A 13,090-nucleotide genomic window follows, 5' to 3' on the forward strand; every position below is an offset into this window, starting at 1 on the left:
TTTGCCCGGCACCGCACCCACCACCTTGGAGGTTCGATGCACGACAACGACGACCGGACGCAGCATCCCGGCCCGGAGAACCCCGAGCCGTCCGACGGCGGTCACTCGCGGCGTGATGTCCTGCGCACCGCGGGCGTCGCGGGCGCGGGACTCGGCATCGCCGCGTTCGGTTCCCCCACGGCTCAGGCAGCGCAAGCTGACACCTCGTCCGGTGCCGTCGCGGCCGCGCCGGAGCGGCAGGGCGCGACGATGGCCGGAGTGCCCTTCGAGCGGCGCTCCACGGTACGCGTCGGGATCATCGGGCTCGGCAACCGCGGCGGAAGCATGATCGACCTGTTCCTCGCCATGCCGGGGGTCCTCATCGTGGCGCTGTGCGACCCGGTGAAGGACAAGACGGAGCGTGCGGCGGCCAAGGTGACGGCCGCGGGCCAGCCGGCTCCGGCGACGTACACCAAGGGCGATCACGACTTCGAGAACCTGTGCAAGCGCGGCGATCTCGACTTCGTGTACGCGGCGACGCCGTGGGACTGGCACTTCGAGATGGCGAAGACGGCGATGCTCAACGGCAAGCATGTCGGCGTCGAGTGTCCGATCGCGCTCCAGCTCGACCAGTTGTGGGAGCTGGTGGATCTCTCGGAGCGCACACGCAGACACTGCATGCAGTTGGAGAACTGCTGCTACGGCCGCAACGAGATGCGGGTCCTGCGCATGGCGCACGCGGGCAAGTTCGGCCAACTCCTGCACGGGGCGGGGGCGTACAACCATGATCTGCGCGGCCTGATGTTCGACCCCGACTACTACGAGGGTCCGTGGCGGCGGCTGTGGCACACGCGGCTGCGCGGGGATCTGTACCCCAATCACGGGTTCGGTCCGGTCGCCAACTACATGGACATCAACCGCGGCGATCGCGTCACCCACATCTCCAGCTTCGGCACGCCCTCGCTCGGTCTGGCCGAGTACCGAGCGGCCAACATGCCCAAGGACGACCCGAGTTGGAAGGAGACCTATGTCGAGTCGGACCGGACGATCAGTCTCGTCCAGACGGCGAAGGGCCGGGTGATCCGTCTGGAACACGACGTCAGCACCCCGCACCCGTACTCCCGCATCAATCAACTGGGCGGCACCAAGGGCGTGTTCGAGGACTATCCGGCACGCATCTATCTCGAACCCGACCAGACGAACGACGCGTGGGGCGACTTCGCGCGGTACGCCGACTGGGACCACTGGCTGTGGAAGGAGCACGCCGATCCGCCGGGTGGCCACGGCGGCATGGACTACATCATGGTGTACCGCCTCATGCAGACGATGCGACTCGGTCTCGTACCGGACTTCGACGTGTACGACGCCGCGACCTGGACGTCTCCGGTGCCGCTGAGCCATCTGTCGATCAAGGCGAACGGCGCGCCGCAGCAGATCCCGGACTTCACTCGCGGTGAATGGCGCAGGAAGCGCGGCGGTGTCGACTCGGAGAAGCCCGCCGAGTGAGTCCCGCTCAGGGGCGTGACTCCTGAGGGGTGCGGGGCCCGGCCGTGCCGGGCCCCGCGGCCGCTCAGCAGCGCGTACGGTCGATCGTCAACGTACCTTGTTCGGTGCGGAGTTCGCGGTCGTAGCAGCGTCCGGGGCCGTGCACACGGTAGCGCTCCCCCGTGACACCGACGGCATGGCGTTCCTCGCGCGGGGCGCTCGACGTGTAGGTCGCGTCGCCGGTGTACGTGTCGTCGCGGACGGTCCAGGCACCGCCGGTGCTCGTCGCGTCCCGGTCGCCGAGGGCGATCACGGTGCGCAGCCGGTCGTCCGCGCCGAGCGTCGTGGTGCCGTCCATGGTGTACGTGCGATGGGTGCGGGTGGTGCGCCCGTCGACGCGGACGCTCTCGCGGTCGGTCCACGTGGCCGTGAGCGCGTCGGTGTTCTCGCCGTCGGTCCACTGGTGCACGGAGGTGGTGGCGAGGGTGCGGCTGACGGTGGTGGCGACGCGGCCGTGCGAGGTGTTCACGTAGCCGCTGACGCTGAGGCTGTGCCCGCCGTCCGTGTCGAGGCGGTGCCGCTCCTCACCCGAACCGGGTGTGTAGAGCGAGGAGTTGGAGAGTTCTCCGACCCGGTGGTCGGTGAGCGCGCCGGTGACGTGGGAGCGGCCGGCGTCCTGCCAGGCCAGGATGTTCACCGGGGTGCTCCAGCCGCTCTGCCCCTGTGGGACGCCGACGACGGACACCTCGACGCGGTGCGGCCGGCCGTCGTTGAGCAGTCCCGCGAACGGCGTGAGGTCGTACTCGATGGGCTTGATGTCGAAGGCGCGCGGGCCGGGAATCACGTACCAGAGGAAGGGGTTGGACCAACCGCCGGTCCACACGGTCGGGAACGGGGCGGCGATTCCCGCGAGTTGACCGTCGACCGTGATCTGTACCTCGCGGTAGGGCCCGGGGTCCGCCTTGCAGGAGTACGGGGCGGCGGTGGGGACGGTCAGGTACCAGTACTCCTCGCAGCCGCCGCCGGAGCCGGTGGCGTACACCTCGGCGACGATGCGTTCGCTGTTGCGGGGCGTGGTCACGGTGTTGTCCGCGGCACGGGTCAGCACCCGATCGGGCGCGTGCGCGGCGGGAGTCGACCGGTCGGCGGCGTAGAAGGTGAGGGTCGCCTTGACGTCGATGACGCCGGTGTAGGTGTCGTTGACGACGTTGCCGATGAGCATCTCGACGGGCTGTTCGGTGCGCAGGGTGTCGCTGTAGCGGGTGACGTCCTTCGCGACGTTCCAGGCGATGCCGTCCGGGGAGGGCTCGGGGGTCGAGGTGCGCAGGATCTCGACGCCGCCGATGTGGAGATAGCCGAGGCGGTCGAACTGGCGTCCCTTCACGGCGCCTTCGAGTCGCAGCACCACCTTGCTCCAGCGGTCCCCACAGCCCTTCGGCGGGGTGTAACTCCCCTTGTAGGGAGTGAAGTCGCGGAACTGCGCCGCGGCGAGGGTGACGTCGCAGGCCTTGGTCCGGGGCTTCTCGACGGGCGGGGTCGCGGTGATCGGGTCGTGCCAGTCGGTGCCGAACTCGGCGGGCACGTCGGCCTGTTGGGCGCTCGCCGGCGATCCGGCGAGGAGGGGGCCCGCCGTGAGGATCACCCCGACGAGCATGGACATGACGCGTCTTCTCATGGGCGGTGTTCTACGGTGTGCCGGCGCGCCGCGCAATGGCGTCCCTCTCGACCGGCACCCGCGACACCAGTACGCTCCCGGCGCACCGGGGGAAGGCAGGGGCCATGGGTGTGGATGCCGAGCGGGAGAACGGGGCGCCGCTCGCGCCCACGGCCTGGCGGCCGCTGCTGTGCGGCGCCGTCGGACACGCTCTGGCGCTGACCCTCCTCTCGGCCCGATACGGCTACCACCGCGACGAGTTGTACTTCCGCGCGGCCGCGCACCACCTCTCCTGGGGGTACGTGGATCAGCCGCCGCTCACTCCCCTGCTGGCCCGCGTCTCGACCGCCGTGTTCGGCGACAGCCTGGTCGGACTGCGGGTGTGCGCGACGCTCGCGATCACCGCGGCCGTGGTCGTCGTCGCTCTGATCGCGCGGGAGCTGGGCGGCGGGCGTGGGCCCCAACTCCTGGCGGCCGGGCTCGCGGCGGTCGGCGGTCAGGTCCTCGCGGTCGGGCACATGGTGAGCACGGCGACGTTCGACCTGCTGGTGTGGGTGACGGTGAGCTGGCTCGTGCTGCGTGTGCTGCGGACCGGGGACGGCCGGTGGTGGCTCGCGGTGGGCGCGGTCACGGGGATCGGCGTGCAGAACAAGTACCTGGTCCTGCTGCTCGTCGTCGTACTGCTCACGGCGATCGGGGCGGTGGGGCCGCGCGGCGTGCTGCGCGGCGGCTGGTTCGTCGCCGGATGCGCGACGGCGCTCGCGCTGGCCTCGCCCACTCTGGCGTGGCAGGCCGCGCACGACTGGCCGCAGCTCACGGTGGCGCGCGGCATCAGCGAGGACGACGGCGCGGAGAACCGCGCACTGCTCGTCCCGGAGCAACTCGTCTATCTCTCACCGCTGTTCGTCCCCATGTGGATCGCCGGATGGCGTCGGCTGTGGCGGGCGACGGACATGCGGTGGGCGCGGGCGTTCGCGGTCGCGTATCCACTCTTGTGCGGGATCGTGCTCGCGCTCGGCGGCAAGGGGTACTACACGGTGCCGCTGCTCGTCGTCCTGCTCGCGGCGGGGTGCGAGCCGACACTGCGGTGGGCCGGGGCGGGTCGGGTGCGGGTGCGGGTGCGGCGCGCGCTGCTGGTGGGCGCCGTCGTCGTGTCCGCCGCGATCTGCGCCGTGATCGCGCTGCCCGTGCTGCCGCCCGGCGATCTCGCCGCCCCGATGGCCGCCAACAAGGAGCAGGGCGAGCAACTCGGCTGGCCCGAACTGGCCGACGCGGCGCGGGACGGCTGGGCACGTATCCCCGGGGAACGGCGGGCCACGTCCGTACTGTTCACCGGCAACTACGGTGAGGCGGGCGCTCTGGACCGGTACGGCCCGGCGCGTGGGCTGCCCGCTCCGTACTCGGGCCACATGAGCTACGCCGACTGGGGCCCGCCGCCGGACACGGCGGACGGACCCGTCCTGCTCGTCCGTCAGGCCGACGCCTCCGGCATCGAGCGGTTCTTCACCGGCTGCCGCACCGTCACCCGCGTCGACAACGGACACGACATCGACAACGAGGAACAGGACGCGGCGATCGTGCTGTGCGAGGGCCCGGCACGGAGGTGGTCGGCGTTGTGGCCGTCACTGCGGCACGCGTACTGAACGGGTGAGCGGGTGCGCGAACAGCGCACTGGGCGGTCGGACCGAACAAGCCGACCATGCCGGCCGGGTCGGCCGGGTCGGCCGGGTCGGCCGGGTCGGCCAGGTCGGCCAGGTCGGCCAGGTCGGCCAGGTCGGCCAGGTCGGCCGTGCCGGTCAGGTCAGGTCAGGTCAGGTCAGGTCAGGTCAGCACGTCATGTCAGGCCGATCAGGCCTTGAGGTCGGCCTTGTCGCCCATCACGACGACCGGGTGCTGCTTCGGGTCGAGCGTCGTGAGCAGGTACTCCATGTTCGCCTTCGACTGGCTCACGCAGGCGGACGTGCCACTGCCGTGGTCCATGTGCAGCCAGATGCTGCCGCCCTTGGACTGGCCCTCGGGTCGGGTGGGGTCGCTCGGCGAGGTGCCCTTGACCCGGTTGTAGTCGATGGCGATGACGTAGTCGAAGTCGTTCCAGTGCGACTTCGCCCAGTAGTGCGGCGCCTGGAACGCCGCCGACTGCGTGTACGGGAGCTTGGACCCCGGGTCGGCGAGGACACCGCCCGCGTCGCTGAGCGTGAACACGCCGACGGGGCTGCGCTTGTCGCCCTCGCGGTGCTCGGTCGTCCAGCCCTTCTTGCCGTTGTGCCCGGACCAGCTGCGCTGCTTCTTCCAGGTGTCGCCGGACTTGGTGAACAGCGCGATCGTCGAGTCCGCCGAGTTCTTCCCGTCGCCGTAGACCGCGACGACCTGCCGCGCGCCGGCCGGGATCTGCTTCTGGTAGCGGTCGCCCACACTGGGGATGCGCTTGAGGTCGACGGTGCGCGCCTCGTCGTTGCGTGCGCCGTCCGCCGAACTGCGCGCGCCCGATGAGGTGTCCTGTCCGCTTCCTCCGTCGTCGGCGCCGCATGCCGCCACCGTCGTCAGAAGAAGGCCACAGGCCGCCGCGGCGACCCCTGCTCGTACCGCACCCGCATTACGCATGCGTTCCATGGTCGCACCACCCGTCGCGTGCTCCGGGGCCGGGCCCGCCGCCCGCCGTCGATCAGGGCCGAATCTTTGCTCCGCACCGGAAAACCGTTTGCCTCCCCTCCCTCCGGGGCGCGAACCTTTCACGGTTTGCTCCGCCGAATCTCCCCCTCCAGATCCCCCACTTCGGTTCCCCTTTTCGAGCCCTGGGACGTCATGCAGATCTCCGACCTTCCGTACCCCGACCCGGGCGTGCCCGACGCGCGCTCCGGCCCCCGGTTCCTGCTCTGGCTCGGCCGGAACCAGCTCCGTGGCCAGCTCAAGTCACTCGCCTGGGGCCTGCTCCACTTCGGCTCCGTGGCGGGCCTTCCGTACGGCGTCGGCTACGCCGTCCAGGCCGTGGTCGACGGCTCCGGCTCCGGACTCGCGACGGCGGGCGGCCTCATCGTGCTGCTCGGCGTCGCCATCGCCCTCGGCGACACGATGCTGCACCGCTCGGCAGTCACGAACTGGATCACGGCGGCGGCCCGGGTCCAGCAGCTCCTCGCCCGCAAGGCCGCCTCGCTCGGCGCCGCCCTGACCCGGCGGGTCGCCGCGGGCGAGGTGGTGGCCGTGTCCACCGGCGACGTCGAGAAGATCGGCTGGTTCGTCGAGGCGCTGTCCCGCTTCGCAGCCGCCGCGCTCACCGTCGTCCTGGTCTGCGTGAGCCTCGTGATCTACCAGCCCGCGCTCGGCGTCGTCGTCGCGATCGGCATGCCGGTGCTCGCCCTCGCCGTGCTTCCGCTGCTCCCCCGCGCCACCCGGCGCGCGGACCAGCAGCGGGAGAAGGCGGGCCGGGCCACCGAGCTCGCCTCCGACACCGTCGCCGGACTGCGGGTGCTGCGCGGCATCGGCGGTGAGGAACTCTTCCTCGACCGCTACCGCCGCGCCTCGCAGGAGGTCCGCCGTGCCGCCGTGCGCAGCGCCCGCATGTGGTCGCTGATCTCCGCGGTCCAGGTCCTCCTTCCCGGCCTGCTCCTGATCGTGATCGTCTGGTACGGCGTCCATCTCGCCCGCGAGGGCCGGATCACCGTCGGCGAGCTGGTCACCATCTACAGCGCGGTGATGATTCTCAACTACCCGCTGCGGCACTTCGAGGAGATCGCCATGGCGTACTCCTTCTCGCGCCCGTCGGCGCAGCGCGCGGCCAGGGTGCTGGCCCTGCGCCGGGTCACCGAGCCGGCGGGCGGGCTGCGGGACGCGCCCGCGCCGACCGGCGATCTGTACGACCCGGCGACGGGGGTGCTCGCCCCGGCGGGCCTGCTCACCGCGGTGGTGTGCGGCGACCCGGACCTGGCGGGCCGGCTCGCCGACCGGCTCGGCGGGCACGCCGCGTCGGCCGGTGACGGCGGCGAGAAGCCGCAACCGTCGGTGCTCCTCGGCGGGGTGCCGCTGGACGAGCTGCCGCTGGGCGTGGCGCGTACCGCGGTGCTGGTCCAGGACAAGGACCCGGTGCTGCTCTCGGGCACGCTCGCCGAGCTGCTCGACGTGCCCTCCGACGGATCCGTACCGCCCGAGGAGGCCTTGGCCGCGGCGCAGTGCACCGATGTCCTCGACGCGCTCACCCAGGCGTCCCTGGACGACGACCCGATGAGCGCCCGGATCACCGAGCGCGGCCGGTCCCTGTCCGGTGGCCAGCGCCAGCGCCTGGCCCTGGCACGCTCCCTGGTCGCCGCGCCGGAGGCGCTGGTGCTCGACGAGCCGACGTCCGCCGTCGACTCGCACACCGAGGCCCGGATCGCCCAGGGCGTACGGGCCCTGCGCCACGGCCGCACGACGGTGGTCCTCACCTCGTCGCCGCTGGTGCTCGACCGCGCCGACCGCGTGGTGTTCGTGTACGAGGGCGAGGTCGCCGCCGTCGGTGAACACCGGGAGCTGGTGCGCACCGAACCCCGGTACCGCGCCGTGGTCACGCGCGAGACAGACGAGGAGACGGCCACGGGGCCGGCCCTCGAGTCCGAGATCGAGATCGACATGGAGGAGACGGCATGATCGGCGTAGCGCCCCCGGCCTACGACCCGGCGGCCCCCACCACCGCGCACACCCTGCCGATCGGCGCCCCGGCGACGGTCCGCGCCTATGTGGTCGAGCTGTACCGGCGCCACCGGCGCGCCTTCCTGCTGCTGATCGGCGTGAACACGGTCTCGGTCGTCGCCTCGATGGTCGGCCCGTACCTGCTCGGCGGTCTCGTCCAGGACGTCTCGGACGGCGCCGACGCGCTGCGCGACCTGCATCTGGGCAGCACCATCGGCTTGTTCGTGCTCGCCCTGGTGATCCAGGCCGTGTTCGTACGGCAGGTGCGGCTGCGCGGGGCGATGCTCGGCGAGCGGATGCTGGCGGATCTGCGCGAGGACTTCCTGGTGCGCTCCGTCGGGCTTCCGCCGGGCGTCCTGGAGCGGGCCGGCACGGGCGACCTGCTGTCCCGGATCACCACGGACATCGACCGGCTCGCGAACGCCATGCGCGAGGCCGTGCCCCAGCTGTCCATCGGCGTCGTGTGGGCGGGGCTGCTGATCGGCGGGCTCGCGGTGACGGCGCCGCCGCTGGCCCCCGCGATCCTCGTCGCCGTCCCGGTCCTCGTCGTGGGCTGCCGCTGGTACTTCAAGCGGGCCCCGTCGGCGTACCGCTCGGAGGCCGCCGGGTACGCGGCGGTCGCGGCGGCCCTCGCCGAGACCGTGGACGCGGGACGAACCGTGGAGTCGCACCGACTCGGCGACCGTCGTGTGGAGCTGTCGGAGCGGCGCGTCTTCGAGTGGACGCAATGGGAGCGCTACACGCTCTACCTGCGCTCGGTCCTCTTTCCGGTGATCAACGCCGTGCACGTCCTGGTCCTGCTGTCCGTCCTCCTGATCGGCGGCGTCTTCGTCCTCCAGGGCTGGATCGGCGTCGGTCAGCTGACCACGGCGGCGCTGATCGCGCAGATGCTCGTGGACCCGGTGGGCCTGATCCTGCGCTGGTACGACGAGTTGCAGGTCGCCCAGGTGTCCCTGGCCCGTCTGGTCGGCGTCCGGGACATCGAGCCGGACGCGGGCGACGCGTCGGTGCGGCCCGACGGCCGTGACGTCCACGCGGACGAGGTGCACTTCGGTTACCGGGAGGGCGTCGACGTGCTGCGCGAGGTCTCCCTGGAGGTCGCGCCGGGCACCCGGCTCGCCCTGGTCGGCCCGTCCGGTGCGGGCAAGTCGACGCTCGGCCGGCTGCTCGCCGGGATCTACGCGCCACGGACCGGACAGGTCACGCTCGGCGGGGCGGAGCTGTCCCGGATGCAGGCCGAGCGGGTGCGGTCCCACGTGGCCCTCGTCAACCAGGAGCACCACGTCTTCGTGGGCTCCCTGCGCGACAACCTGCGGCTCGCCCGCTCCGGCGCCGAGGACGGCGAGCTGTGGGCGGCGCTCGGCGCGGTCGACGCCGACGGCTGGGCGCGCGGCCTGGACGACGGCCTCGACACGGAGGTCGGCTCGGGCGGGGTGGCGCTCACCCCGGCGCAGGCCCAGCAGATCGCCCTGGCCCGGCTGGTCCTCGCCGATCCGCACACGCTGGTCCTGGACGAGGCGACGTCGCTGCTCGATCCGCGCTCGGCGCGGAACCTGGAGCGCTCGCTCGCCCGCGTCCTGGACGGCCGTACGGTCGTGGCGATCGCCCACCGGCTGCACACCGCCCACGACGCGGACGTGATCGCCGTGGTCGAGGAGGGCCGTATCCGGGAGCTCGGCAGCCACGACGATCTGGTCGCGGCCGACGGGGCGTACGCGGCGCTGTGGCGCTCCTGGCACGGATAGCCGCACCGGCGGGGTGTGGGGCGCGGCCGGGCTCAGATGAAGTTGAGCGCGGCCGCGCACCCCACGCCGCCGAGCAGCATGAAGGCCGGCATGAGCACCTTCAGCTCGATCCAGCTTCCGGCCCGGAACCGCATGACCTTGGGCGGTCCGATCGGGTACCAGCGCTTGCGGCCGATCGGGATGGGCCACAGGACCGGGCAGCCGGAGACGGTGAGCGCGTCGCCGATGTCGTGGACCAGGGCGCCGAGCACGATGGGCAGGCCCAGCCACAGGTACTCCTGGCCGGGGTCGGTGAAGAGCCAGTCCGCGCCGTTGCCCGGCTTGTCCAGGACGCCCGCGAGGATCCAGGCGCTCGTCGCCGCGAGCAGCCAGACGAGGACGTCGCTGCTGGAGCCGCGGGCGGCCCGCCACAGCAGCCCTTCGATCGCGAGGACCAGGTGGACGAAGAGGATCGCGAGGACGGTCCACCGGCCGCCGGTGATCGCCGCCACCGAGGTGCCCGCACCGATGAGGACGGCCCACAGCCACGTATGGGTGAGTGTGCGGTGGCCGCCCGAGCGACGCGGGTCGCCCGGTTTGCGGGTGGCCTTGTAGACGGCGTACGAGAGTTTGTCGACGATCTCGCACAGGCCGCGGGAGAGCGGTCCGAAGGCGCGCGAGATGGTCGCCGCCTTGTGGTCGAGGTCGGGGGCGAGGGCGGCTCCCGCGCAGATCAGTGCGCCGACGAGGACGACGGGCCATGGCATCGAATGCCCCGCGGCGGCCGCGGCCGCCCCCACCCCCAGCCAGGCCGCCGCTCCTGACAGTGAGTGTGCCGGTCCCATCATGGCTGTGTTCCGCCCCTGCTTCTGTTGTGTCGATCGTGGTGCCGACAGCGTGCGATGTACCGACATGTCCCGTGGTGCGAGGCCGAGTTGGCCCGCGCGAGCTGCCCGCGTGCGGACGCCAGGTCGGCGACCCAGCGTAACCTTCGTGATCTTCGTACGGGCATCCGATTGCCGGATCGGGTGGGAAGACAGGCAAGATGGTGACGTGACCCTTATCGATCAGCTCCCGAAGACCGCCGACCCGGACGCCCTCTACGACGCCTTCGAGTCGTGGGTCGAGGAACGGGGTCTGACCCTCTATCCCCACCAGGAGGAGGCGCTGATCGAGGTGGTGTCGGGGGCGAACGTGATCGTCTCGACGCCCACCGGCTCCGGCAAGTCCATGATCGCGGCGGCGGCGCACTTCGCGGCGCTCGCCCGTGACGAGGTCACCTTCTACACGGCGCCCATCAAGGCGCTGGTCTCCGAGAAGTTCTTCGAGCTGTGCAAGATCTTCGGCACGGAGAACGTGGGCATGCTGACCGGCGACGCGTCCGTGAACTCGGACGCCCCCGTGATCTGCTGCACCGCCGAGGTGCTCGCGTCCATCGCCCTGCGCGACGGCGCCCAGGCCGACATCGGCCAGGTCGTCATGGACGAGTTCCACTTCTACGCGGAGGCAGACCGCGGCTGGGCCTGGCAGATCCCGATCCTCGAGCTGCCGCAGGCGCAGTTCATCCTGATGTCGGCGACGCTCGGCGACGTCGCGATGTTCGAGAAGGACCTGACCCGGCGCACGGGCCGCCCCACGTCGGTGGTCCGCTCGGCGACCCGCCCCGTCCCGCTCTCCTACGAGTACCGGCTCACCCCGCTGACGGAGACGCTGACCGAGCTGCTCGACACGCGGCAGGCGCCCGTCTACATCGTGCACTTCACGCAGGCGCAGGCGGTCGAGCGCGCGCAGGCGCTGATGAGCATCAACATGTGCACGCGCGAGGAGAAGGACAAGATCGCCGAGCTGATCGGCAACTTCCGGTTCACCACCAAGTTCGGCCGCAACCTGTCCCGTTACGTACGGCACGGCATCGGCGTGCACCACGCCGGCATGCTGCCCAAGTACCGGCGCCTCGTCGAGAAGCTGGCCCAGGCGGGCCTGTTGAAGGTGATCTGCGGCACCGACACGCTCGGCGTCGGCGTCAACGTGCCCATCCGCACGGTGCTGTTCACCGCCCTCACCAAGTACGACGGCACCCGTGTCCGTACGCTGCGCGCCCGTGAGTTCCACCAGATCGCGGGCCGCGCGGGCCGCGCGGGCTTCGACACCGCGGGCTTCGTGGTGGCGCAGGCGCCCGAGCACGTGATCGAGAACGAGAAGGCCCTCACGAAGGCCGGGGACGACCCCAAGAAGCGCCGCAAGGTGGTCCGCAAGAAGGCTCCGGAGGGCTTCGTCGGGTGGACGGAGGGCACCTTCGAGAAGCTCATCGCTTCGGACCCCGAACCGCTCACCTCGCGCTTCCGCGTCACCCACACGATGCTTCTGTCGGTCATCGCGCGCCCGGGCAACGCCTTCGACGCGATGCGGCACCTGCTGGAGGACAACCACGAGCCGCGCAAGCAGCAGCTCCGCCACATCCGCAGGGCCATCGCGATCTACCGCTCGCTGCTGGACGGCGGCATCGTCGAGAAGCTGGACACGCCGGACCCGACGGGCCGCATCGTGCGCCTCACGGTCGACCTCCAGCAGGACTTCGCGCTGAACCAGCCGCTGTCCACGTTCGCCCTCGCCTCGTTCGATCTGCTCGACAAGGAGTCGCCGTCGTACGCGCTCGACATGGTGTCGGTCGTGGAGTCCACGCTCGACGACCCGCGGCAGATCCTGCACGCCCAGCAGAACAAGGCCCGCGGTGAGGCCGTCGCGCTGATGAAGGCGGACGGGGTCGAGTACGAGGAGCGCATGGAGCGCCTCCAGGACATCTCGTACCCGAAGCCGCTCGACGAGCTGCTCTTCCACGCCTACGACGTGTACCGAAAGAGCCACCCGTGGGTCGGCGACCACCCGCTGTCGCCGAAGTCCGTGATCCGTGACATGTACGAACGGGCCATGACCTTCACCGAGTTCGTCTCCTACTACGAGCTCGCGCGCACCGAGGGCATCGTCCTGCGCTACCTGGCGAGCGCGTACAAGACGCTCGACCACACCGTGCCCGACGACCTCAAGTCGGAGGACCTGGAGGATCTGATCGCCTGGCTCGGCGAGATGGTGCGCCAGGTCGACTCCAGTCTCCTGGACGAGTGGGAGCAGCTCGCCAACCCCGAGGTGATGACCGCCGAGGAGGCCCAGGAGAAGGCCGACCAGGTCAAGCCGGTCACCGCGAACTCCCGCGCGTTCCGCGTCCTGGTCCGCAACGCCATGTTCCGCCGCGTCGAGCTGGCCGCCCTGGACAATGTCGACGAGCTCGGCGAGATGGACGGGGAGTCGGGCTGGGACGCCGACGCCTGGGGCGAGGCCATGGACGCGTACTGGGACGAGTACGAGGACCTCGGCACCGGACCGGACGCGCGCGGCCCGAAGCTGCTCATGATCGAGGAGGATCCGGAGCACGGCCTGTGGAAGGTGCGCCAGACGTTCGCCGATCCGAACGGCGACCACGACTGGGGCATCAGCGCCGAGGTCGACCTCGCCGCCTCCGACGCCGAGGGCCGTGCCGTCGTGCGGGTCACGAACGTCGGTCAGTTGTAGATTCCGGGCCGGCCGGACGATC

8 protein-coding genes are annotated in these 13,090 nt (G+C 71.2%); 5 read left to right on the forward strand and 3 right to left on the reverse strand.

Annotation, left to right across the window (positions count from 1 at the left end):
* The first annotated feature begins 36 nt into the window (after window positions 1–36).
* Window positions 37–1,485 (forward strand): Gfo/Idh/MocA family oxidoreductase, encoded by a 1,449-nt coding sequence (locus tag V2W30_RS04975; RefSeq protein ID WP_338693963.1) that lies wholly within the window; start codon window positions 37–39, stop codon window positions 1,483–1,485.
* A 64-nt stretch (window positions 1,486–1,549) separates the two neighbouring features.
* On the opposite strand, the gene V2W30_RS04980 is transcribed toward V2W30_RS04975, so the two are convergent.
* On the reverse strand, window positions 1,550–3,139 hold the full coding sequence (locus V2W30_RS04980; protein ID WP_338693964.1) for a peptide-N4-asparagine amidase: 1,590 nt from the start codon (window positions 3,137–3,139) through the stop codon (window positions 1,550–1,552).
* 104 nt (window positions 3,140–3,243) lie between these two features.
* Here V2W30_RS04980 and V2W30_RS04985 point away from each other — a divergent pair, with 104 nt between their 5' ends.
* Complete coding sequence (locus V2W30_RS04985) at window positions 3,244–4,761, forward strand: glycosyltransferase family 39 protein (protein WP_338693965.1); 1,518 nt, start codon at window positions 3,244–3,246, stop codon at window positions 4,759–4,761.
* 205 nt (window positions 4,762–4,966) lie between these two features.
* On the opposite strand, the gene V2W30_RS04990 is transcribed toward V2W30_RS04985, so the two are convergent.
* Window positions 4,967–5,728, reverse strand: coding sequence for a hypothetical protein (locus V2W30_RS04990; RefSeq protein ID WP_425244485.1), 762 nt, complete (start codon window positions 5,726–5,728; stop codon window positions 4,967–4,969).
* 192 nt (window positions 5,729–5,920) lie between these two features.
* Here V2W30_RS04990 and V2W30_RS04995 point away from each other — a divergent pair, with 192 nt between their 5' ends.
* Complete coding sequence (locus tag V2W30_RS04995; protein ID WP_338693967.1) at window positions 5,921–7,735, forward strand: ABC transporter ATP-binding protein; 1,815 nt, start codon at window positions 5,921–5,923, stop codon at window positions 7,733–7,735.
* Complete coding sequence (locus V2W30_RS05000; RefSeq protein ID WP_338693969.1) at window positions 7,732–9,522, forward strand: ABC transporter ATP-binding protein; 1,791 nt, start codon at window positions 7,732–7,734, stop codon at window positions 9,520–9,522. The genes V2W30_RS04995 and V2W30_RS05000 overlap by 4 nt, the downstream gene beginning before the upstream one ends.
* 32 nt (window positions 9,523–9,554) lie before the next feature.
* Here the strand turns inward: V2W30_RS05000 and V2W30_RS05005 are convergent, their stop codons facing one another.
* A complete protein-coding gene (locus V2W30_RS05005; protein WP_338693971.1) occupies window positions 9,555–10,349 on the reverse strand; it encodes a metal-dependent hydrolase in 795 nt (264 codons plus the stop codon).
* 205 nt (window positions 10,350–10,554) lie between these two features.
* Between V2W30_RS05005 and V2W30_RS05010 the strand changes: the two genes are divergently transcribed.
* Window positions 10,555–13,068 (forward strand): DEAD/DEAH box helicase, encoded by a 2,514-nt coding sequence (locus V2W30_RS05010; protein WP_338693973.1) that lies wholly within the window; start codon window positions 10,555–10,557, stop codon window positions 13,066–13,068.
* The last annotated feature ends 22 nt before the right edge of the window (window positions 13,069–13,090 follow it).

The sequence above is a fragment of the Streptomyces sp. Q6 genome (assembly GCF_036967205.1).
Taxonomy (GTDB): domain Bacteria; phylum Actinomycetota; class Actinomycetes; order Streptomycetales; family Streptomycetaceae; genus Streptomyces; species Streptomyces citrinus.